At 60.5% G+C, this 22,863-nt stretch carries 16 protein-coding genes and 1 tRNA gene; 8 read left to right on the top strand and 9 right to left on the bottom strand.

Annotation, left to right across the window (positions count from 1 at the left end):
• Window positions 1-4: 4 nt before the first annotated feature.
• The 4 genes from gspG to speA all read right to left on the bottom strand — a co-directional run bounded on the left by gspG (window position 5) and on the right by speA (window position 4,718).
• Window positions 5-460, bottom strand: a complete 456-nt coding sequence (gene gspG / locus HS101_10000) for a type II secretion system major pseudopilin GspG (GenBank protein MBE7506604.1) — start codon at window positions 458-460, stop codon at window positions 5-7.
• Between the two features lie 159 nt (window positions 461-619).
• Window positions 620-1,816 carry a type II secretion system F family protein gene (locus tag HS101_09995; protein ID MBE7506603.1) on the bottom strand — a complete coding sequence of 399 codons (1,197 nt, stop codon included), beginning with the start codon at window positions 1,814-1,816 and terminating at the stop codon, window positions 620-622.
• Between the two features lie 296 nt (window positions 1,817-2,112).
• A complete protein-coding gene (locus HS101_09990) occupies window positions 2,113-2,469 on the bottom strand; it encodes a hypothetical protein (protein MBE7506602.1) in 357 nt (118 codons plus the stop codon).
• 311 nt (window positions 2,470-2,780) lie between these two features.
• Window positions 2,781-4,718: a biosynthetic arginine decarboxylase gene (gene speA / locus HS101_09985; GenBank protein MBE7506601.1), complete on the bottom strand. Its 1,938-nt coding sequence runs from the start codon at window positions 4,716-4,718 to the stop codon at window positions 2,781-2,783.
• Window positions 4,719-4,959: 241 nt separating this feature from the next.
• Here speA and HS101_09980 point away from each other — a divergent pair, with 241 nt between their 5' ends.
• Both HS101_09980 and HS101_09975 read left to right on the top strand, forming a co-directional pair.
• The gene (locus tag HS101_09980; protein MBE7506600.1) at window positions 4,960-6,594 is read left to right on the top strand and encodes an LptF/LptG family permease; all 1,635 of its coding nucleotides are present in this window, start codon (window positions 4,960-4,962) and stop codon (window positions 6,592-6,594) included.
• Between the two features lie 5 nt (window positions 6,595-6,599).
• Window positions 6,600-7,718 carry a YjgP/YjgQ family permease gene (locus HS101_09975; GenBank protein ID MBE7506599.1) on the top strand — a complete coding sequence of 373 codons (1,119 nt, stop codon included), beginning with the start codon at window positions 6,600-6,602 and terminating at the stop codon, window positions 7,716-7,718.
• Here the strand turns inward: HS101_09975 and HS101_09970 are convergent.
• Entirely contained in the window at window positions 7,708-9,345 is a 1,638-nt protein-coding gene (locus HS101_09970) for a hypothetical protein (protein MBE7506598.1), read from the bottom strand. The genes HS101_09975 and HS101_09970 overlap by 11 nt on opposite strands.
• A gap of 155 nt (window positions 9,346-9,500) precedes the next feature.
• Between HS101_09970 and HS101_09965 the strand changes: the two genes are divergently transcribed.
• From HS101_09965 to HS101_09940, 6 genes are all read left to right on the top strand, one after another.
• Window positions 9,501-11,219, top strand: coding sequence for an AarF/ABC1/UbiB kinase family protein (locus HS101_09965; GenBank protein ID MBE7506597.1), 1,719 nt, complete (start codon window positions 9,501-9,503; stop codon window positions 11,217-11,219).
• A 940-nt stretch (window positions 11,220-12,159) separates the two neighbouring features.
• Window positions 12,160-13,251, top strand: a complete 1,092-nt coding sequence (locus HS101_09960; GenBank protein MBE7506596.1) for an aminopeptidase — start codon at window positions 12,160-12,162, stop codon at window positions 13,249-13,251.
• Between the two features lie 108 nt (window positions 13,252-13,359).
• Window positions 13,360-14,082, top strand: a complete 723-nt coding sequence (locus HS101_09955) for an N-acetylmuramoyl-L-alanine amidase (GenBank protein ID MBE7506595.1) — start codon at window positions 13,360-13,362, stop codon at window positions 14,080-14,082.
• 362 nt (window positions 14,083-14,444) lie between these two features.
• Window positions 14,445-14,888, top strand: coding sequence for a hypothetical protein (locus HS101_09950; GenBank protein ID MBE7506594.1), 444 nt, complete (start codon window positions 14,445-14,447; stop codon window positions 14,886-14,888).
• 61 nt (window positions 14,889-14,949) lie between these two features.
• Window positions 14,950-16,038, top strand: coding sequence for a prepilin-type N-terminal cleavage/methylation domain-containing protein (locus HS101_09945; protein MBE7506593.1), 1,089 nt, complete (start codon window positions 14,950-14,952; stop codon window positions 16,036-16,038).
• A gap of 199 nt (window positions 16,039-16,237) precedes the next feature.
• A tRNA-Leu gene (locus HS101_09940) sits at window positions 16,238-16,319 on the top strand.
• Window positions 16,320-16,342: 23 nt separating this feature from the next.
• Here the strand turns inward: HS101_09940 and HS101_09935 are convergent.
• The 4 genes from HS101_09935 to HS101_09920 form a co-directional block, all read right to left on the bottom strand.
• Entirely contained in the window at window positions 16,343-17,788 is a 1,446-nt protein-coding gene (locus HS101_09935) for an MFS transporter (protein MBE7506592.1), read from the bottom strand.
• A 28-nt stretch (window positions 17,789-17,816) separates the two neighbouring features.
• Window positions 17,817-19,199: an N-6 DNA methylase gene (locus HS101_09930; GenBank protein MBE7506591.1), complete on the bottom strand. Its 1,383-nt coding sequence runs from the start codon at window positions 19,197-19,199 to the stop codon at window positions 17,817-17,819.
• A 162-nt stretch (window positions 19,200-19,361) separates the two neighbouring features.
• Window positions 19,362-21,074, bottom strand: a complete 1,713-nt coding sequence (locus HS101_09925; protein ID MBE7506590.1) for a PQQ-dependent sugar dehydrogenase — start codon at window positions 21,072-21,074, stop codon at window positions 19,362-19,364.
• A 279-nt stretch (window positions 21,075-21,353) separates the two neighbouring features.
• Complete coding sequence (locus tag HS101_09920; GenBank protein MBE7506589.1) at window positions 21,354-22,793, bottom strand: flagellin; 1,440 nt, start codon at window positions 22,791-22,793, stop codon at window positions 21,354-21,356.
• Window positions 22,794-22,863: the final 70 nt, after the last annotated feature.

Below are 22,863 nucleotides of genomic sequence, written 5' to 3'. Positions count from 1 at the left end.
CAACTTACCTGTCGTCGCCCCAGTTCTTGATGTCGTCGTCGGTCCCGTCGCGGCCGTCGGCGCCGACGCTCCAGAGGTCCACGCCATTCTCATTGTGTTGTCCCGGCGACTGGTACATGAAGTCGTGATCCCAGGGATCCTTGAGACCGGCGATGTCTTTGAGATAGGGCCCCGTCCACTTCTTGGCGATGTCATCATCGTTTGGCTTTTCCACGAGATGCTTGAGCTCCTCGGGATAGACGCCGGTGTTGAACTTATACATGTCGATGGCCTGCATGATCGTGCCGTTGGGCCCGATCGCCCCCTTGACCATTTTCTGCTTCGCGGTCTCACCGGCCCCGACGAAGTTCGGAATCGCGAATGCCGCCAGCAGGGCGAGCAAGCCGACCACGAGGAGGATTTCAAGTAGCGTGAAGCCCTGTCGCCGCACGCGCCGCTGATTATTCTTTTTACCGTACATGACTGATCTCCTTGCCTGAGCAGACAATAAACTAATCGTTTTTCAGCTCCACGCCACCTCGACGGGACAATACCCGTCACCAGAGCATGGGCGGCGTAATTCTAGCTCAAATCCATGCCGCGTTCCCATTCGGGCAGCACGGCCGCCGCCATTAGTGCCTTAAGCAGCGCCGGTGCTCATCGACAGAATCGGCAGGAGCAGCGCGATGGCGATGACCGCCACCACACCGGCCATGCCGACCAGCAGGAGCGGTTCCAACATCCGCACCATCAGGTCAATTTGCCGGGCCGTCCTCGCCTCGTAGGAGTCCGCGATGGTGACCAGCACGTGTTCGAGATTGTTACTTTCCTCACCGACGGCAATCATGTCTACAATGTCGAGGGGGAAAAGGTTGCTTTTGCCCAGAGGGGCAGCCAGCGAGGCCCCTTTTCGCACGCTCTCCGTGGCATCCTCGATCACCTGCATCAGAATACGATTTCCCGCAGAATCCCGCGATATTTTCAAGGATTGGAGGATCGGCACGCCATTGTGCAGCAGGGTTCCCAGAATTCGGCAAAATCGGCAGATCGCCACCAATGTGACGATTTTCCCCATCATCGGGGCCTTCAATTGAAACTTGTCCATAGCCTGTCGGCCGGCCTGGCTTCGCAGAATTGCGATCGCCAACATGATGAAGACCACCGCCGCGCCGGCAACGGCCAGCCCATGTGCCTGCAGGAAATCGCAGGCCGCGAAGACGATCTGCGTCATGACCGGCAAGTCGCCCCGCAGGAACGATCGCACCTTCGGCACGACCACCACCAGCAGGAAAATCACGATACCACCGCCAACCGTCATCAAGATGGCCGGATACAACATCGAGCCGATCAGTTTGTTGCGAAGCTCGTTCTGCCGCTCGGTGAAGATGGCGATGCGGCTCAGCACCTCCTCGAGGAAGCCGCCCTTCTCGCCGGCACGAATCATCGAAACGTGCAGCGGGTTAAACGCGTTGGGGTGCTTCTCCATCGCGTCGGCAAGGGTGTCGCCGCTGGACAGGTCCTCGCGCACCTCCGACAGCACCTCTTTCAACACCGGATTCGACGTCTGCTTGTGCAGCACATCGAGCGACCGCAGCGCCGGGACGCCGGCGCGAAGCAGGTCGGCGAACTGCGAATAGATCACCGCGACCTTGGCCGGCTTGACTTTGCGCTTCCTGCCGCCGGCCGAACTCTGTGCCTTGCCGCCCTCGTGCACATCCACGGGGAATAGCGACTGCTCATCCAGGGTGCGCAGCACGTGCTGCTGGCTGTCCGCCGTCAGGACGCCGGTGACGGTCTTGCCGTCCACATTGCGAGCGGTGTAAGTGAAAGTGGCCATTCGTCGTTAAGACTCGAACTTCCGATCCGAGATTCTTCGATTCACTCGAGTGCCTTGGGCGGATTATACCGATCAGTCCACGATCGGACCCGGCGCACCTCCGCCGCAGCGTATACCCACGATTGTCGGCGGGGATTGCACCCGGACCTGCAGCGGCAGCCTAAGGATAATATCGGCCGCAGCCGATCTCCACGCTCGAAGACGCTCGCAGTATTGGAAACCCTGACCGGAAAAGTCCGCGGGAAGCCCACCCACGGCAGTGGGTGGGCTTCGGCGGCATAATGCGTTTGGATGCTTCAAAGTGGGGTCTTCAACGGATCAGGATCACCCCACCTCCAAGCCCATGCGCCCTGATCTTTATGCCTGGCAACATAGCTGATAGCGCTGTGCTGATGAGCCTGATCGACGATCGGCTGGGTCCGACATCCTTTGGCCCACGGCCCACCGCGAAACCCATCCTCAATCAATACGTGCGCTGCGTGCTTCTTGGCTCGACCGACCACAAGCTTGGCTTCGTCGTCCGGCAATTGCGCCACAATGTGAACATGCTGTGCGCCGACGGCGATCGCGACAACAGCCATTTCCAGGCGCCGCAGCATCTCGACCATCGCCCGTCCGGCGCAGGCCCGCTGAGGCGGAGTGAGGTGTACCATCGGCCGCTTCAGACGCGCATGATTGCGCTGCCACAGGCCGTCAAACTGTCCGGCAGGCGGTGGATTCTTGTAGTTACCTTCGACTTGTTCGCGATGATCGCGTGTGCGAAAGCCCCGAGGGTCTCCAGGAAGCCATGAACCGTAGGTACTGAAGGTGACGTGGAACCATTTAAGCGGAGACTTGGCGTTATTCGCCGACGGTATCATCGCGAGGGCAGCATAGCGTCAGGGCGCGCATTTCGACACGCAAACTGAAGCCCACCCACGGCAGTGGGTGGGCTTCGTGGAGCGATGTACATGCTCTTTGTGGATCACCCACCCAGGTAGGTATAGCCCTTCAGGCCCGCCTCGTAGCGGCGGAGAAACTCGGCCGACTCGTGGAAGGTGATAACCTTGCGGCGGACGGCGTCCTCCACCGTCCTGCGCAGCCGGGCAACGAGCGTCTCCGACGAATACTGCACGTACGACAGCACTTCGGAAACGGTATCACCGTCGACCACATGTTCGATGAAGTACTGGCCGTCGTCGCCGATGGTGACGTGAACCGCGTTGGTATCGCCGAAGAGGTTGTGCATGTCACCGAGGATTTCCTGATACGCCCCGGTCATGAAGATGCCGACGTAGTAGCTCTCGCCGGTGAAGGAGTGAAGCTCCAGCACGCTCTTGATGTCGCGCAGGTCGATGAACTTGTCGATCTTGCCGTCGCTGTCACAGGTGATGTCGGCAAGGATGCCGCGGCGCGTCGGCTCTTCATTAAGGCGATGAATCGGCATCACCGGGAAGAGCTGCCCGACCGCCCAGCAATCCGGCACCGACTGAAACACCGAGAAGTTGCAAACGTAGGTATCCGCAAGCTGAACTTTGAGGCCCTGAAGCTCCTCGGGGACGTATTCCTTTTCATCCATGATGCGGACGATTCGCTTGCAGGTCGTCCAGAAGAGTCCCTCCATGGTGGCGCAGTCGGCCAGGGTCAGGTAGCCGAGCTTGAAGAGGGACAAGGCCTCGTCACGAATGTGCAGCACGTCGTGATACGCCTCCTGGAAATTCTTAGCGGTCGTAGAGTTGTAGGCGTCGAGAAGATTATGAAGAACCTGGGGCGCTTCCTCGGGCAATGACTGCGGCACGGCGTAGTCGGGAATTTCAGTGACGCCGAGCACGTTGAATACCAGCACGGAATGGTGGGCCGTGATCGCCCGACCGCTTTCGGTCACGATCGTGGGATGCGGCAGTTCCATGGCATTGCAGGCCTCGGTCAGGGCCGAGACGACGTCGGAGACGTACTCCTGCATGGTGTAGTTAGCGCTGGAGGCGAAATTGCTGGAACTTCCGTCGTAATCGACAGCCATGCCGCCGCCGACGTCGAAGTACTTAAGCTGAGCCCCGAGCTTGGTCAGCTCCTGATAGATCCGGCAGCCTTCGGCCAGCGCCTCTTTGATCGAGCGGATATTGGTAATCTGGCTTCCGATGTGGAAATGGGTCAGGACCAGGCTGTCGAGCATGTTCTCGCTGCGAAGCAGCTCGACGCCCTTGAGCATTTCCGTGACGGTCAGGCCGAATTTGGAGCGCGAGCCCCCCGATTCCTGCCAACGGCCGGAACCGCGGGCCGCCAGCTTCATGCGAAAACCGATGTTCGGCTTCACTTTCATGATGGAGGCGCGATCGATGATTCGTTCCAGTTCGCCGAACTCTTCGACGACGAGAATGACCGTGCGGCCGAGCTTGGTCGCCCACAGTGCCATATCGATGTATTCAAAATCCTTGTAGCCGTTGCAGATGACCAGCGGACTGGCCGACTCAAGCATCGCCAGCACCGCGAGTAGCTCCGGCTTTGAGCCGGCCTCGAGGCCGTAGTTGTAGGGCGCGCCGTACTGGACGATTTCCTCGACGATGTGGCGCTGTTGATTGACCTTGATTGGATAGACGCCCATGTACTGGCCGGTGTAGCCGTTCTCCTCGAACGACTTCTTGAACGCCTCGCAAAGCTGCTCGATTCTGGCCCGAAGAATGTCGGAGAAGCGAAGCAGGATCGGCATGTCGATGCCGCGCTGAAGCAGCTCATCGACGAGTTCCTTCATGTCGATCGTGGGGCCTTCGGCGCCGCGCGATGAGACAACGACGTGGCCGCGATCGTTAACACCGAAGAAGCCCGCTCCCCACTGCCGCACGTTGTAAAGGTCCAGGGAATCCTGAACGCTCCAACGATGAAGCAGGTCCGGGCGCGCAGAACCGCTCTTAGTCATGTTTGCCATCGTCACCAAACCTCTCGGGTCTGCTCCTCGGTGAGAAAAATAAGCCGCACGGCCCTGCGACCGGTCCAAATGCGATACACAATGAGAGCAGTATCGCCAACCTAAGTCAAGCACCTGCCGAACGTTTTGTGGGTCCAGGAGGCGACGCGCTTGACGTGTGGCCGGTCGCCCCTAGACTCTCCGGAGCCGCGCGGCTGACCGTCAGCGGCCGGACCGATTCGGTCGATTCCCGCAATTCTGCATGATGATCACCCTTCACCTTTATCTTGCACGAGAACTAATCAAGACGTTCGCCTTGACGGCCGTCGCGCTGACGCTTCTGCTCGTCATGGGCGGCGGCGTGGCCAACATCTTCAAAGGCGAGGGCCTGGCCGCCGATGACATGGCCAAGGTCTTCCTCTTTCTCACCCCCGTTGCCATCACCCTCATCCTGCCGGTCGCCGCGCTCTTTGCCGCGACGATCACTTACGGACGGGCGGCTTCCGATAATGAAATCACAGCCTGTCGGGCAGCCGGAATTAATATTCACCGGCTGCTGCTCTCGGCCGGGCTTCTGGGCCTGCTGGTGACCCTGATCACCTATTGGGCCTGGAACTACATGATCCCGAATCTCTCGAGGCAGATTGAAGAACTCACCAAGCGCGATCTGCCGTCCATCGTGGTCCAGCAATTCCAGAAGGCCAAGCCGCTCATCTTCGGCCGGCACCGGATCATGGCCACCCACTGCGAGATCGCCAAGCCGGCGGATTCCGCGACGAGCGACCCCCATCACACCTATCTTTGGCTCACCGGCGTCAGCTTCGTCGAGATGGAAGACGAGGAGATCATGCGCTTCGGCACCGCCGAGGAAACGGTGATCGAATTCGACACGTCGAACAATTCGCCGCGCGTCTCCGTCAATCTCGAGGGCGTCCGGCTCTTCGATGCCGGCCGGCGCCAATACTACGACCTCGCCAGCCAGTCGCTGCCCCCCTTCGACATCCCGCTGTCTTTGCGCCGGAAGACGAAATTCGAGACTCTTGGAAACCTCCTGGAATACCAAACCAAGCCGCAGCTCAGTCCCGAGGTCGAGGACCGGCTCTACGGACTCACCCGGGAGATGATGACCTATTACATGTACCAGTACGTCGTCGACCAATTGCGCGAGCACGGATCGTTCCGGCTGGTCGGCCCGACGGTGCAATACGACATCTACTCCAAGGAAGGCTCGCAGGATCCTGACGACGGGCGTCCGCTGATGCGCGTCGTAAGAGTCGAAGAGACCGGTCCGGCCGGCAAATTCAGCTACACCTCGGACTCCGCGACCATCGAGCTGCGCAGCTCACTCGACCGAATGCACCCCAATATCCAGGTCGAGCTCATCGGCAATGCCGAGATACGGAGCGCGACTGAGACCGCGGCGGACCGCGCGATACACAAACCCAAAGAGGCGCTCAAACTCGTGCCCTTCATGGATCAGGAGGAACTGCGCCGCCAGGCCCTGGCCTTTGACACCACCTCTCTCACCAACGGCGAGATTCCGCACGGCCTGCCGAAGCGACAGACCAAGCAGTGTGAGAAGTTCCTGGAGTTTCTCCGCAAGTTCAAGGCTGAAGTCCAGGGAGAGATCCACTTTCGAGCCTCGTACTCCATCACCAGCATGGCCGTCGTTCTCATGGGCGCCATGCTGGGCATCATCGTCCGTGGCGGCCAGGTCCTCACGGCTTTTGGAATCAGTTGCATTCCATCCCTGATTGTCGTCCTGACGAGTATCGTCGGACGCAATCTCTCCGATCGACCGGGCATGGCCGTCGCGAGCCTCTGCGTGATGTGGGGCGGCGCAGCCGTTATCTACCTGGCCACCGGCGTCATCGGCATGAAGTTCCTGCAGAGATAGGTTTGATGAAGATTCTCGACCGATACATCCTGCGTGCCTTCTTCACGAACTACCTCATCGCGCTCTCCGTGATGATCGGCCTCTACATCCTCCTCGACCTGTTCGTGAACCTCGACGAGTTCACCAATGTTCAGTCCGACTCCAAGGCCGAAACCATCGTCAAGATCATTGACTACTACGGCTACAACCTGTTTCTTTACTTCGCCCAGCTCGCGGGCGTCATCCTCCTCGTCGCCGCGTGTTGCACCCTGGCCCGGCTCCATCGAAATAATGAATTGACCGCGATCCTCGCCTCGGGCACCTCACTGCACCGGGTCGCCGCGCCGGTCCTGCTCGCCTCGCTGGCCATGAACGGCCTGTGGTTCGTCGATCAGGAGTTCATCATTCCTCACTTCGCCGACAAGCTCTCGCGAAAGCACGGCGATATCGAGGGACGCCTCTCTTTCGCCGTCTGGTTCCAGGCCGATCGCGATAACGCTCTGGTCTCCGCAACCCAATTTCATCCCCGTGCGAAGGAAATGCGCGGCGTCCTCATCATCAAGCGGGACGACAAGCAACGAATGACCGAAGTGATCCGCGCCGAGCGCGCCCCCTGGGACGACGAGCGAGGCGTCTGGCACCTCGATCGCGGCTACCTCATTCGATTCGAAAACGAGACGACCCCCGGCGCGACCGGCCGGCCGGCCATTTCCGGGGAAGAACTCGGCGGCGTGCCGGTAACGGAATACGTCTCCGACCTGGTCCCGAAGGAACTGGCCCTGCAACAGGCAACGCTTTGGACCCACTTCCTGAGCCTGCCGGACATCGAACGGCTTCAGGAACGCTTCGCGGCCACCGGCACCTCGGAATTCATCCGGCTCAAGCATCGCCGCCTGACCGTCATTCTCATCAACATGATCCTCTTGTGCCTGGGGATGCCCTTCTTCCTGAATCGAGAGCGCCCATCGGTCGTTGTAATCGGCGGCCAGAGCCTGTTGGTTTGCAGCATGTGCTATGTGCTGACGTTCATCTCGCAGAGCCTGGACCTCAGCGGAATGGGGATCAATCCCGCCCTGCCGGCATGGTTGCCGGTCCTCATCTTCGGTCCCATCGCCGTCCTGTTCATGGACAACGTCAAGACGTAAGGATGCCTTCTTCAGGTCGCGACCTGGAGTGCGCGCTGGCGATGATGCCGACCGCCATCGAAACAAGCAGCCCAACACCGCCAAGTGCCGCACCGGCAACGTACGGATTCAGCCCGCCGGGATGCAGCTCGCCAATCCGTCGCCACGCCTCGATGCCCGTCGCGCCGCCGGAATACGTCGAGACCATTGTCACCAGCGTGCCGTAAATCTCCGCTCCCAGGAATGTAGCGGCCAGCACCAGCCCCGATGCTATGCCCACCCATTTGATCGGCCAGTAGGCAAGCCCCTGCGCGTAGAGAACCAATAGCCACGGGAAGATGACCGCCGCATACCAGATATTCGTCGCCACCGATCCCAGCAGCATCTTCGTATGAATCATGTGATAACTAAGCCCCGCCGCGCTGAGCGCACAAAGAAGCGCGAACGTCGGCATCAACCACGCCAGCGCGGATATCGAGCGCGATCGGCGAACCGTCGGCCCCAGCGCGAACAGGAAACCCAGCGAGGCGAAGTAATACGAGTATTCCTGAATCCTTGTCGCGGCAATCGGCGGCGCAAGATAACTCCACCCGCCCGTCCACAGGCTGCGACGATAAAACCTCCGCCCAAGCTCATCGACCAGATCCATTTCCATCACGCACTGCGCGATGTCGGATAGGCCCCTGCCCGCCGCCCTATTGTGAACGGCCTCCTGCATCGGCGTGAGCAGCCCGAACGTCTTCAGGTTGCCGAAAAAATACCAGCCGCAGATCGCGACCAGCCCGACCAGAAATGCCGCAGGCGCTGCAATGAGCGTTCCGCGCCTGACACGATCACGCCATGCGAACAATAATCCCGCCAATATGCCGAAAGGCGCCAGCGCCAGATTCACCGTCTTTGTCAGAATCGCCAAACCTGTCGCCGCGCCGGCCGCTGCCCCGGACGCCGCGCGGTAACGCGACATCGGCCACAAGATCAATCCGATCGCCGCGGTGCCCAGAAGCACCGCCAGCGCATCGCTCGCCACTCGGGCACAGTTCAGCAGATAGAGCGGCTGAAGGGCGATTAACAAACCGAGGAGATAACGCATCGCCGACGGCTTGATGAGCCTGCCGAGCAATCGCGCCACCAGATAAACGGACAGCGATCCGAATCCGATGTTGATCAACCGCAGCAGACCAACCAGCGTCAGCAGGTCTCCGTCCGGCAGAAACCGTCGCACCACGGGAACCATCATGCGATAGTAGAGTGACGGATGCTGAGCCTGATAAATCGGGACATCCGGTGCGGCGTCAGGATGTCCGCTGTCCGCGATCGCTGTTTCTGCCGCCGCGCCATTCCAATACTCGTCGTAGCTTTGCGCACCCAAAGGTCGAAGCTGATCCGTCCCGAATCGGCAGTGCGGATACTTCGCCAACCACGGATACATCGAGCGCGGCACGACCGACCCGGCCGCAAGATCAGGTGGTGATCCCTTTTCGATGAGATGAACGATGTAGGCCAGGTGCTGATATTCGTCCCACCCCTCGAAAGGCGGGAGCACGCAGATGACCAGCACCCCCCGAACGGCGAACAATAGGGCGAGGAGCACGCTGAATCTTCGCCACTCGCTCAGCCACCCGACGATATGCTTGTCATGTTGCTTCATAAGGGGGCGACCGAGTCTCACGAAGCCCCGCCAAAAGGTCAAGCTTGAGGTCCCCTGGATCGCATCCTCGCGGCGTGATTTGACGATAATCCGCTGAGACGGGAATATCCCCCCGGCGTCCGCTAACACTTCCTCGGAGCCTTGTTGTTCTCGCGATGTCAATTGCCACCCTGCCCAGAACCGTCCGGACATTCGCACGCCTTCGCGTGATCGCCCAGGTTTTCTCTCGGCACGGCTTCGGACACGTCGTCGATCGCCTGCAACTCGGAAGATATGTCCCATCGATCAACTGGATCCGAAAGGGTAAGCCTGACGAAGAACCCGCCGTCGATCCCCTCGTCGCAATCGGAGAGCGCATCGTCAAGGTCTGCGAGGAACTGGGGCCGACGTTCATCAAGTTCGGACAGATCGCCAGCACGCGGCCCGATATCTTTCCGCCGCAGATTATCACCGCCCTTGAGAAACTGCAGGACGACGTCAAGCCGTTTCCCACCGAGCAGGCCCGTCGCATCTTCCGGGAAGACACCGGGGTCGATATCGACAAGGCCTTCAAATCGTTCATCGATACGCCCTTCGCCAGCGGCTCCATCGCCCAGGTCCATCGCGCCGAGACACATGACGGCGAACAGGTCGTGGTAAAAATCAAGCGGCCCGAAATCGACGACATGATCCAGCTCGATATGTACGTCCTGGAATGGATGGCCGAGCGCGCCGAGGCCCTTTTCCCGGAACTGCGGCCTTATCACCCCAAGCTGGTGGTCGATGAATTCGCCCAGACGATTCGCCGCGAGCTCGACTTCGTCAACGAGGCGTCGACCACCAGCCGATTCTACGAAGTCTTTGTGGACGACCCGAACATTAAGACACCCAGGGTGCATTGGGAACTCACCGGCAAAGCCAGCCTCACCCTTGAGTTCATGGACGGCATGCACCTCCGCGAGGCGCTGGGGTCCGCCGAGGGGGGCAATGGCTCTCCGGCCAAGGGCGTCGACCGCGCGCAATTGGCCCACAATCTCAGCGAATGCTTCCTGAAACAATTCTTCGAACTGGGCTTCTTCCACGCCGACCCGCATCCTGGAAACATGCTCATCCGCCCGCCCGCCGGGGTCGTCCTGTTTGACTTCGGCATGATCGGCCGTATCGACGACGAGCTTATCGGCCGGCTGGTCATCAGCATCATCGCCATCGTCAAAAAGGAAATCGAAGTCCTCATCGACGTGCTGGCCGACCTCGGGGCCATCGGCCGCAACACCGACCGCCTCGTCCTCGCCTCTGACTTGCGCCAGATGCTGGAGAAATACTACGGCCTGCCGCTTCACCGGCTCGACCTCGTCATCATCTTCCGCGAGCTCATCGAAACGGTCCGCCGCAACGACGTCACCCTGCCGCGCGATTTCGTCGCCCTGTTCAAGTCGCTGGCCACCGTCTCCGGCGTCGTCCTGCAGATCGACCCCGAGCTGAACCTGCTCGAACTGCTCCAGCCCAAGCTCTCCAAGCTGCTTCGCGATCGCTTCTCGCCGCGGCGACTGCTCCGCATGGCGGGCATGTCCACCTGGCACCTGTTCAGCATCCTCCGCGACGCCCCGCGATTCATCCGGGACACCATGCGCGGCATGGGCCGGGGACAATTCCAGATCAACATCAAGCACGAGAACCTCGATCACCTGGCCAGCGAACTGGATCGATCGAGCAACCGCATCGCCTTCGCCATGCTGGTGGCCTCGACGATCATCAGCAGCACCATGCTGATCTCCATCGATGCCAGCATTTTTAACATGCCCATTCGCTACCTCGGCTTCGTCGGCTACGCCATCACCTTCGTGATGGCCGGCGGCCTGCTTGTCGCCATTCTCCGAAGCGGGAAGCTGTCGTAGCGAGTGGGAAGGCAAACGCGCTGATCGCGCGTAAGTCGAGCAGAATCGTAAGTGACATATAGTGACACACGGCCTTTCGGAATTGTGCCAAAGCTTGTGGCGGGCGCAAGTTGGGGCGTTTGGTGGTTTTGGTGGTTTCTTGCGCGCAATCGAGTGACTCCTACGCCCCTGCCGGGGCTGGATTTTCTCCGCGACGCTGACCACGGATTGCGCTGGTCGGGCGGTGCCCGACGACGCTGCATCCGTGGCTACAAGCCGGCGCCCCATTCGGGGCTCGATCGGGGGCGATTCGCTGGGTGGTACGGACTCGCGCACGTTTCCGAGTTCGATTGGGGGCGAGGCGTTTGTGGGCATGTGCACGCGCTTTGTTTGGGCTGAGGTTTTGCGCGGCGATGCGTCGATTTGAAGGTGACAATAGGCGAAAAAGGTTTTGGAGAGCGGTTGTAAGCGCTGTGGCGGGCGTGTGTTGGGGCAAGTCGCGATTTGGGTGGTTTTTGGTCAAAACGCGCAAGGTGAAACAGGACCGGTACATGCCCGAACAGGCGCGGAAAATTTCGGGAAAGTTCGTTTGTAAGTCTTTGAAAAATGGTTCGGGAAAGTGACACAGCGAGGCCAGCGGGCTGCGGATTTTGGATGTACACATTGCGCTACCTCTTTGGGTCATGGTTAGAATGACCTCCAGTTGTTCATTCTTGCTCAGCGCTCGCGCGGGGATTGATGATCGTGCGTGTCGGGATGCGACCCCCGTTGGGGTCGAGATTGATTTGGGGTTTGCTCGGGTACAGGTGCGATGCACCTGCCTACTGACTTTTGGCCCTACGGGCCGAGGATGAGTTTGCTCGGGCCTGTTGCTTCGCGCCGGATGCAGGCCGTGCTTTTCCGGCCCGCTGCCCCCGCATACAATCCGTGGAACTCGCCCCAGCCTCGCCGGAGCAATTCCTTGAAGCCAAGATTGCAATCGCCGCTACGACTCCTGCTCTCCGCGGTCTGCCTGCCCGCTCTTCTTCTGGCCGCTGCAGGCTGCGATGTCGAATATCTCTCCCACATCGCCTTTGGGCAGCTCGGCGTTCTCGTCCGCATCGTGCCGGTCGATCAGGCGCTCGCCGACCCCAACCTTACCGACGACGAGCGGGCCAAGCTGGCCATCACGCAGCACGTTCGGCGATTCGGCATCCATGTCGTCGGCCTGCGCGGCTCATATTCCTACACGGTCTTCGACTACAACGGGATGGAGCCTGCTGTGTGGGTCGTTTCCGCCTCGGCGAAGGAGAGCTTCACGCCGTTTCTGTGGGATTACCCGATCATCGGGCAATACTCGACGCGCGGGTTTTTCGAGATGGAGTACGCCCGGCGGGTGGCGATCTCATTGCAGGATGCGGGATACGACGTTTTCTTCGGCCGTGCGGCGGGCTTTTCCACGCTCAACTTCTTCGCCGATCCCGTCCGGCAGTCGAATCTTCAGGACGACGACGCGGAGCTGGTCGAGCTCATCCTCCACGAAATGACCCATCAGACGATCTTCAAGCCCAACGACGGCGCCTACAACGAGGGGATGGCCACGTTCATCGGCCGCACGGCCGCTCAGGAGTGGTTTGACCTGAATTACGGCGTCGATTCGCCACAGGCCATGGCCGCGAGGATACGATATGCCGACAAGGCGATCATCGATCTCTACGTCGTCGCCGCCTACAACCGAATGGCCGCCTACTATGGCCAGGCCGCGGCGCGGGGCGACCCGCCGGATGTCATCATCGCCAACCGTCAGGTGGAACTCGACGCCGCCCTGGCCGCCTATTCGACGACCTACGAGCCGCAACTGGCCGACCCCGAATACTGGTCATTTCTGCGCACGTCGCCCTTCGACAATGCCCGGCTCCTGGCCGCGATCGTCTATCAGGGGGGGCTCAGCGACTATGAGGGGGTCTTCGTGAAGGTCGGCCGCAGCTTTCCGGACGCACTCGCCGTCTATGCCGAAGCGGCGAACCAACCGGATAGTCGAGCGTATCTAAGAGCATTCGCACAGAGCCCTTGATTTTTGGGGGCATAATATCGGGATCGCTGTCGATTCAATTCACTTGCCCTGCCGGGTGTCCCGATGTTAGTCTGTTCACCCATTGTTCGCCGATTAAATAGAAAGCCAATGTACGATCGACTACCGCACAAATTCGCCTTCTGCTGCTTCGCCCTGACCTGCGTAACTTTTCTCTTTGGAACGGTTGGCTGTCAGCAGCCTACCGGGCCGCACGTCGCCGATCTCGATCCCTATGTAGGTGGTCGGCCGGCCCCCATGCGACCTGTCGACCGCCCCGCCCCACCACCTTCGAAACACTATGCCGGCGGCGCAGATAATGGCTGGACCCCGCCGGGCGGCTTTTCAAAGCGATGGCAGTGCATCGTTGTCCATCACTCGGCGAGCGATAAGTCCACGCCTGAAGGCATGCGCGATTATCACGTTCGCCAGCGCGGCTGGGACGATCTGGGCTATCACTTCGTGATTGGCAACGGCGTGAAGTACCCCGATGGGCAGATTTTCGTCGGCAATCGCTGGCGACAGCAGAAGCACGGCGCTCACTGCAAGACGCCGAACAATCACTACAACGAGCACGGCATCGGCATCTGCCTGATCGGCGATTTTGATGCACATCCGCCGACCCAAAAGCAACTCGCCTCGCTTGCCCGACTCTCCTCGTTCCTCACCGCCAAGTGCGGTATTCCCGACAGCAAAATACTCACGCATGGGGGAGTCACCCACAAGACCGCCTGCCCCGGTCGATATTTCTCGCTCGGACCGGTCCTCAGGATCATGTCCGCCCGGGCCCAAGCAGCCGACCCCGATCTCGAAGCCAACTTCGTTACGCCCTAGGTTGCCATTTCACTTGGAACTTCGTGCCTCGGGCACCCGTAATCCTTGATCGGGGACTTCCGAGCACTGCGCAAACGTCAATTCAGCTAAGCGGGGATATCACCTTTTCAGGTGAATCTACCGAACGACGGAACGCGCCTGATCGTCCAAATTGCTCGAGTATCGCCGCTTGGCTGTGAATATGGGCACGCCTCCCGAGGCCGATTCATGCAGAATTAACGAGGTACCCCCTTGAACAGACGCTCAAAACAGGGGAAACTATGATTCCGTAGGTAGTTGTGTTGCCTTGCCGGATTGACGCACATTGGCAGATTCCGCAGCGGCAGCCTGGGGTGAGCCATATCGACTGAGGTGACCGACTCGTGCAGCCGCCGGAACCCGATTCAAAAAAGAAGATAGTTAAGATCGCCGTCGCCGTCGTGATCTTCCTCGTCGCCATTGGCATCGCATGGAAGAATCTCGCCGGCGACAGTCAGGCCGACTTTGCATCCATCCGCGGTTATATGTGCAACGATTGCAAGGCGGTCTTCGACTACACGCCCAAAGAAGGCGACCGCGAGCCGATCGAGTGCCCCAAGTGCGGCAATCAGTCGGGCTACGCTGCCGAGCGCTGCTATTGGACAAAGGGGCCCGACGGTGAATGGGCGGCCAAGGCCCAGCCGACCTATGTCATCCTTAATATCCGACTGGATCCGAATAATCACGAACCGACCATCTGCCCGGACTGTGGACGAGAAGTTGTCGGGCACAATCCTCCGCCGCCTGAAGACATGATGGCGGCGGCGTTGGGACAGGCGAGCCAGTGACAAGGCGACCCCGGTGAGGCTCCCGAAGTCGGGGCTTCACGATGAAATCGAGGAACCAGCCATGCGGCAAGCAACGCGGTGCAACGTGCGAATCATGAAGCGAAACGCCTTCACACTCATCGAGCTGTTGGTGGTGATTTCGATCATCGCCCTCATCATCTCGATTCTCCTGCCGTCTCTCGCCAGCGCCCGCCGGGCAGCCGAGAAGGTCGCTTGCATGGCCAGCATGAGGGGCGTTGCACAAGGCGCCGCCTCGTATTCCGCTGATAACGAGGACTGGATCATTGGCGCGCCTGCCGGAAGCGGCGGCTATCTGGCCGGCGCGGGCGGTGCATTTGGTCCGGCGGTTCAGCGATGGGATTTCATGGGCCCCATGGCGGAGTTGATGGGCATGGGAATCGCCCTGGCCGACGGATCGAACGAGAGCGTCGCGGCTCGGTTCAACGCGCTTCGCTCCAGCCCCGCCTTTCTTTGTCGCTCAAATAAGTTCTTGTCGACCTTCTTCCCAGGCGGTGTGGATGCCGGAACCGGCAGAATGGTCAGCTATAACACCTCGCGATATCAGTTGATGGCGTATGCCAAGGACGCCGCCGACGCCCAGACTAAGGGTCTCGACGGATCGTCGCCCGGCGTCGCCTGGTACGACGGCAGCCATAGTGAGTCAATCCCGAAGACTTGGAAGCCCGTCACTGCGAAGCTTGGCGTGCCGTCAAACAAAATATTCTGTGCCGACGGCTCGCGGTTCTCCCAGGCACGCAGCGGCAGCGAGATTCCGCCCGACTACGATTTGTCGGTCGGCGGCGCATGGGGCGGTGCATTCGGTGATGCCGGCGCTTATACGAGTTTCACGCGTTCGTGGGATCGCTCTCGTGCCCCCGGAAACGGCTACATTGGGCCTATTGACGGCCGAGTCTATGGATATCGGCACTCAAGCGGGATACCTCCGCTCGGAGCCCCCGCAAACGCCTTCAAGACAAATCTCATGTTTCACGATGGGCACGCCGAAACCCAGGGCGATTTGGAATCCAGCAACCCGCATCAGTGGCTGCCGCAGGGCACGTTAATGGGAATCAGCACGATTTGGCGCGACACTCGAATTCACTTCGGCCTTAGCGGGGCAGCCGCGACGGGTGTTCGCATCGGCGGCTGATTGATTCGACTCCGGCTCGATCGCTTTCCGGCCTGTGGCGCCGCCAAAACTCGCGGAAGCAAGAGCCAATTCCGGATTCCTGAGTTCGCGTTTGAATTGTCCACCAAAACCCACGCGACCGGTGGGCCTCGTCGAACTGCTCAACTGATTGACGCCGCTTTCACGGCCCGCCACAATCTTTCTACAAGACCCCTCACCAGCGCGAGTGGCGGAACTGGCAGACGCGCAGGATTTAGGATCCTGTGGGGAAACCCGTGGGGGTTCGACTCCCCCCTCGCGCATTGGGCCGTGCTTCTCAGTCGGCTCATCGACCGCCGGCGGCTACTGCCTTTTGGCGATCGAGTTTCGCCGTCACATACTTGAAGAGCAGCAGGGCCAGTAACGAAACCACGCCGATTCCCGCGTAGACATACCAAAGGTAATGCGCGCTGGCGTACGCCTCCGGCATCGGGCCGTTGCCTGCGATGGCGTCCTGCCATTGTGCGTACGCGGCGGGATCGATTTCCTTGAGCTTGTTCGGATCGGGACAGTACCGATCGAGTAGGAATCCTGATAGAAAAAATGCAACGAACCACGCAATACTGGAGTGGAGATTCTGAAAGCCGAGGTAGAGCCCCTCCTCGCCTTTGGGCGCCTGCTTCGAGGCATATTCCATGAACTTCGGCGAGAGGAAACACTCGCCCAATCCCTGCGCCGCGATGCCGAAGATGGCCATCACCGTGATCGGGTGCATGGCGAAGCCGAAAATGTCGACAGAATTGCCCGTCGCGCGCTGAAGGATGGGGGCGAGGGCCATCGACAAAGCAGAAAAAGGGATGATGGCCAGCGAGATGGCGATGGAGTTCTCCGGCTTCACGTTGCGCACGAGGTGCGTAATGAAGACGACGCACGTCACCACCACGAAGGGATTGATGTTCGCCAGCCACTCGGGCCGGGCCTGTTCGCCGACCAGTCGAATGATGTAGGCCGGCATGGCGGCATAAAGCTGGCCCTGAATCGTCCAGAACCCGGCGACGATGACGATCAGGCACATGAATCGGCCGTTGCCCAGCACACGCAGGAATGAATCAAAGACCTCGGAGAACGACCTGCCGACGCCGGCCGTGTCGGGATTGCGATAGGCAATGACGACAATGATCATCGCGATGAACGCCATCGCCGCCGCATAGAAGTTCACATAGCGGATACCGAGCTCGAAGTGGCCGAAGCCGGGCAGATTAAAACCCTGGCGAATGAAGGGGGCGATGGTCTTTCCCGAGAAGGAACCGATGTTGACCATGAAATAGAAAATCGAGAACGCTCGGGCACGGTTGAAATCGTCGGAGCATTTCGCGGCGGTGCCCGAGATGACCGGCTTGACGATCGCCCCGCCGAGAACGACGAGGGCAAGGGCAACGACGACGGTGGCCTTGATCTGAAGCGCTCCGAGCAGGGCATATCCACCGGTAAGCAGCGCGAAGGCGAGAATGAGGGCGGCGCGGAAACCCATCTTGTCAGCAAGCGGCCCCAGGAATGCGGGCATCAGATACAACAGCAGCGAGAAAAATGCAGCAACGGTTCCGGCAGACACGTCGGTAAAGCCGACTTCGCCGACGAGGTAGAGCTGGAGGCTGATGAACATGCCGTAAAAGGCGGCGCGCTCGAAAAGCTCGGCGAAATTGGCGAACCAGAATGTCGCCGGGAATCGCCACGTGCCGCGGGGCCCTGGTGCTGCGTCATGGTCCGGCCCGGCAGGCGAAGTTGAATGCATGATGATCCTTTAATGATTCCAGTGCCGATCAGCGCTTCTGGGCGATGCAGGGATGATACAGGCAATCGGGGATTTCGAGTGACTCGACATCGCGGGGCTCAAGCTTCATGAGGCCGCCGCCGTAGATGCGGCGATGATCGGCAAGCGACCTCGCGGCTGCGGGCGAATTGAGATAATCGACAAGTGCGCCGACCCGCGCCGGCGAATCGTCGTGGGGATAGATGCCGTGATACGCGGTGAGATTCAGCACGCCCGCCTTGTTATCGACGAAGCGGAATCGCCCGCGTGCAAAGACGGAGACGAGGATCGGAGCGGGCCGGCGCACCTCCGGGCGAAACCAGACGGGCCGATGCGACGGGAGATATCTTTCGGGAATGCCAAGGCGACGACCCTCGGCAAGATACTCGTTCACGGGAATCGACAGTGCATCTCGCGGCGAGAGGAGATAGACGCGCTCATCGGCGTCAATCAGAGCGCGCAGATCGATCGCCGTAAACCGATCGCCGGAAATCTGCCGCGCCTTGACGATGCAGAGGCGTAAGTCACGGCGATCGATCTTCCATCGGCGTCGCGTTGACTCGCTCATCGTAAAGTAGTCATTCGCCCCGGTGGCAATGCCGCGCGAACAATCCGCGATATCGGCCAGCGTGTGCGCGGATTGAGCCGGGCGGGTGCGCCCCTCGATCATGGGCGACCACTTTTGTGCGGGATCAAGCTCGCCGGGACTTCGCTCGGTCGCGCGATCGAGGTCGAGCTTCGCCAACCCCTCAGCGTCATCGACCATCGCCAGTCGTACGGAATCACCGGCACGGCGGCCGCCGCGGATCAAAACAATGGCGGCGGTGGTCAGGGCATCACTGAAGACGGCGGAGGCGTGGGAGAATTGGACGATCGCCTCAATGGCGTTTTCTCGAAGGAGGTGCCGCTTGATCGGCACACCAAAGTCGGCGTTCAGCCACTCGGCCGGGGCAATGACGGCGGCGCGCCCGCCCGGCGCAAGGAGCGACCTGATCTTGATGAGAAACAGCCCGTAGAGATTGGTCATGCGGGAAAGTCGTTCACCGCAAAGACGGTCCAACCCGGCAAGTGTCGCCTCATCGCACGCGTGGGAATGGTGCCGGACGTACGGCGGGTTGGCGATCACCGCGTCGAAACTCGATGCAAACCGGGCGCGGAGAAAATCGACCTGTCGCAGTTCGAGCGGCAGATTGCGCCGGGCGAGGCGACGGGCAATGTCCGCGTCGATTTCGCAGCCATGCACAACGGGGCATTTGAGGCCGCGCTGTCCAAAAAAATCTCGCACGGACTCGATGAATACGCCCTCGCCTACCGCCGGGTCGAGGATGCGATGAGGCTGATCGGCGCACGCCCAGTTCGTCATCCAGTCGGCGACCGGGCGCGGTGTCGCCACCTGTCCCCAACGCCGCCGGGCCACGCCATCATCGCCGGGCGGCGACGATAGCGCGCCGAGATTCTCGAGTGATCGTGCTGGAGGTATCTCTTGGCGCATAAAAAGGGCGATTGGATGTTAACCAATCGCCCTCATTCATGCGAATGAACTCGTCGCGATCAATCAGGGCAGGAGAAGATCGATGAAGCCCTGAATATCTGCGCCGTCCGGGCCGTTTAGCCCGTCAATGTCCGAACGAAATACGCGACCCGCGTCCACATCCACGCCGATGAGGACATCGACGAAGAGCGGCAGGTCGAGCAAGTCGATCACACAGTCCGCGCTCACGTCTCCGATTTGCGGCGTGTCGATGGTGAGCGTGGCGATCGCGCTGACGACCATGGCGCACTGGTCCTCGACGGTGCAGGTATAGTCGCCGGCATCGGCCGGTGTGACGCCCGTGAGAACCAGGGTGGGATTATTGGCGCCGACGACGGTCACGCCGCGTTTCCAGGTGAAAGTGGCGGCGCCCAGGAGCGGGCCGGCGCCGACGCTCATGATGACGGTGCTGCCTTCGCAGGCGGATTGTGAATCGGGATCGTCGGAAATCGCCAGCATGCTGCCCGCGCAATTCACGACGATTTTGAAGACTTCGCCCTGCGAAGTCGAATCGAGGAGATACAACTCACCTTCCGCGTCCTCACCAAATGATGCGATGGAGCCGATCGACAGACCGCCGATGGGCCCGGTGGGGACCAGCTCGGCGCTGCGATTCGTCACCTGGCCTGCCGTCACGGCACTGCACTGGAAGGCCGGGCCTGGGCAGGAGCCTGCGTAGGCGAACGAAGCGATTAAGCCGTTGCTGTAGTTGGCGTAGAAATATGTTCCCTTGAGATCGGGGATCTTTTCGCCTCGATACACATAGCCGCCGGTGACCGCGCTGCCGCTTGTCCAGACGAAATCCCAGATGGGATTCAACCTGCCCGTCGTGCTGCAACCGCTGGTGCAATTGCTTGAGGGGATGTTAGAACACTGAAATCCTTCGCGCTGATCCCAGCCGAAGTTAAGGCCGCCGACGCCTGCGGGGGCCAGGGAGACTTCCTCGCGAGCGTTCTGACCGACGTCGCCCATGTAGAGATTTCCAGTGAGGCGGTCAAAGCTGCATCGCCAGGGATTTCTGAGGCCGTAGTGGAAGATTTCATCAAGGCCGGCGACGCCGACGAATGGATTATCCGGAGGATTCGAATAGCCCCAAACGGTCGAGCTGCCGGGATTCTGATCGACACTGACATCAAGACGGAGCATCTTGCCGAGTAGCGAGTTAATGCTCTGCGCATTGCCGGGGGAGTCGCATGCCCCACCGCCGTCACCGGTTGCAATGTAGAGATAGCCATCGGGGCCAAAGGCGATCCAACCGCCGTTGTGATTGCTGTTCCCCGGGTGGCTCAAATCGAGGACGGTTTGAGCGCTGGCTGGGTTGGCTGTGTTGGCGTTGGGATCCTGACCCGTCGTCGTGTAGCGGATGACGTGGTTATTCCCGCCCTGTGTAATGTAAATGAAGAACGCGCCGCGATTGACGTTGGGCGCATCGGCGTAGAAGTCGGGATGGAAGGCCAACCCAAGGAGTCCTTCTTCATTGCCGCTGTTTTGCCCGCTCGTGTCCAGAAAACTGGTTCCGATGAAGGCATTGGTGCTCTTGTTCAGAACGCGGATCCGCCCCTGGGTCGTGGCGGCGGCTGACAACCTCTGCTGCACGATAAAGAGGCGACTCGTATCGCCGGGCGGAGAGGTCAGAAAGACGGGCCGATACAACTGCGATGTACTGGCGTCGGGCGGATAGATTCGGACGGTCGTCAGCGGCGTCGGACCAGCGGCATGGGTGAGTTCCGCGGCCACTGCGACGATAATTCCTGCGATTAAGAGTGTGCTCTTCCCTGGGTTCCTCATTCTGATCCTCGCTTTAGTCGGTACATTCGGTAAGCGGCGTGGCGGCGTACACAATGGGCCGCGCGGGCATACCCCCTCAATGGTTAGCCCGGATTATAACGCGCCGGCCGACCGGACGGCACCCTGGGAACCGCGATTTGTGCCCAAAATTGGGGCTCCGAGGCTCTTTCAGGGCAAGGGGCTCACCCGAAAGAGGTCCGGAACGGTCGCATCAAGCTTCAATCCCGACTACTGGAGAAGCGAGAGCACCGTCTGCGGCGTCTGATTGGCAATGGCGAGAATACTGGTTCCCGCACTGACGAGAATCTGCGATCGGGTCAGGGCGCTGGTTTCCTGAGCGAAATCCAGATCGCGGATCGTCGACTCCGCCGAGGTCAGATTCTCCAGCGTGATTTGCAACTGGTTGATGTTGGTATCGACGGTGTTCTTCTCGAAGGCGCCGAGTCGTCCTCGCAGGACCGACACCTGGCGAATGGCTTCCGCGACGATCTTCGCCGCGTCCGCGGAATTTCCGCCGACAAGACTCGACTGTCCGCCGCTGGCAATGTCCGCGAGATAGCCGACCGTGCCGTTGCCCAGCCCGGATGCCGCGGTGGACTGCACACCGATGTTGACCTGTTGATTGGAATCGACGCCGGACCCCAGTTGAAACGTGGCGCCGCCGCCGGTAATGGCAAAGGAGGTCGAGCCGATTGTGTTGAACGACTCCCTCAGCCGAAGTTCGATTCCCAGACCCGTCGTATTGAGGAAAACGTCCAGGCCTCGTCCCAGTGCGCTTGCGCCGTTAATGGTGGCAGAGGCATCTCGACCGATGTCACGTTTCACCTGATCGCCGTTGGCATCGACGGTGGTGAAGACGTTGGGAGTCGATCCGATCTCGCTGACCTGCACGAAGGCGTCGCTTCCGTACTCGATGGAAGTCAGGTAGATGCCGCTGGCGGCATTGGCCGGGTTGATCAGCGACGCGCTGACGCCGGTCGCATCACTGATGAGGTTGACGGCGGCCGCGATGGCGCTGGCGGTCGTATTGGCGATGAAGGGGAGGGTGGTGACGCCGTTCGTTCCGGCGATTTCCAGGGTGACTCCGGCGGTGATGGCGCTCGTCTGGAACTGCAGGGAGGCGTGCTGAGCGGACTGCACAATGTTGACCGTGACGGGGATGTAGCTCGCCGTGCCGAACTGGACGGCGTTGACGCGCAGGTCGGTCACGTTGGTCACGTTCACGCCGCTGGTGACATAGCCCAGGGAGCCGTTCAGGAGCTTGCGCCCGCCGAAGGTGGTCGTGTTGGCAATGCGGGTGATCGATGCGATGGCCGAGTCGATCTGCAACTGGTTGGCGCGGATTTCGTCATCCGACACGGCGCCGACGTTGGCTGCCTCGACGATCTTCGCCTGAATATCGTTGAGCAGCGAGGCCACTTCGCTCAGCGCGCCTTCGGTCGTTGCCACGACATTCGACGCGCGCTGCGAGTTGTTGATCGCCTGGCGCACTCCTTCTATCTCCGAACGCAGGTTCTGGGAGATAATCAGGCCTGCGGGGTCATCCGCGCCGCGATTGATGCGCAGCCCGCTGGACAGACGTTCGAGAGACGTCTGAAGTCCCTGGTTCGATCGGCCTAACTGGCGCGCCGCCAGAATCGAGGCCGTGTTCGTGTTTATCCGAGCCATGTCACAATCCTCCCTGACTGCTTTCCGGCGACCAAGTGCGCCGGCTCATCCATACATACGCGACGGGGCT

The organism is Planctomycetia bacterium (genome assembly GCA_015075745.1).
Lineage (GTDB): Bacteria > Planctomycetota > Phycisphaerae > UBA1845 > UTPLA1 > UTPLA1.
Note: the sequence above shows the minus strand (reverse complement) of the source record. Positions and strands in the feature narration are given on the sequence as shown.